This is a genomic window from Bacillus sp. P4_D3 (assembly GCF_056401855.1).
Genome location: NZ_JBFUIN010001108.1, coordinates 1 through 810 on the forward strand (window position 1 = coordinate 1; position 810 = coordinate 810).

Below are 810 nucleotides of genomic sequence, written 5' to 3' on the forward strand. Positions count from 1 at the left end.
GGATCATTATGAAGAAAATGGTTGTAATATCTAGTTTGGCGCTAATAGTAGGTTTAACAACTGGTTGTAGCAGTGAAAAAATAAGTGGACCTAAAACAGTATCTGTAAAAAAAGAAAAAGAGTTAGTAGCGAAAGATATTTTTAAAAAAGCAGCTGACGGATTAAAACAAGAGGAATATCTTACATTGACATCTCTTATGTCAATGAAGGGGAGTAGCCAATCAGAAGAGATTAAAATGAAAATACAGATGGAGCCGAAACTGAAGAATTCTAGAGCTGAAATGAAAATAAGTGGTACAGATATTGTAACGTATGAAGTAGATGGAAAGGTCGCTGCTCAAGTGAAAAACCCTGATACAGGAGAGTTAGTTACGATACCTAATGATCAATTTAATGTAAATGATGTAATGGTCAGTAAAAATTTACTTAATGAGTTAGATTTACCGGAAGCTTTGGCTAAGAAAATGAAAGCGAAGAAGGATGGGGACACATATAAACTTACACTTGAATTAAAGGGAAAAGAAGCGGTAGATACGTTACAAAAAATTAATGGAGATATGAAGAAATTAACGGAAGGATTTAATATGGATGCGTTTAACATTGAATATATAATAACAAGAGATTATAAATTTGAAGAGATGCGAACAACTATAAAAGTGAGTGAAAGTAACTCAGATAAAAAAGCTAGTACAGATAAGGAAAAATTGGATGCAGTTGTGAGTATAAAGATTGATTCATATGAAAAGTTTGATTCAATTAAGTTACCAGAAGGAATTCAATAATTTGAATCGTGAAAAGATAGGAAAAAGG

Annotated in this window: 1 protein-coding gene; it reads left to right on the plus strand. The window is 31.9% G+C overall.

The window, feature by feature from the left end:
• The first annotated feature begins 8 nt into the window (after positions 1-8).
• The gene (locus tag AC1DTM_RS29610; protein WP_002199938.1) at positions 9-782 is read left to right on the plus strand and encodes a DUF6612 family protein; all 774 of its coding nucleotides are present in this window, start codon (positions 9-11) and stop codon (positions 780-782) included.
• The last annotated feature ends 28 nt before the right edge of the window (positions 783-810 follow it).

Excerpts from the sequence above, each read along its gene's own strand:
- AC1DTM_RS29610 (WP_002199938.1), top strand. The coding sequence starts at position 9 with ATGAAGAAAATGGTTGTAATATCTAGTTTGGCGCTAATAGTAGGTTTA.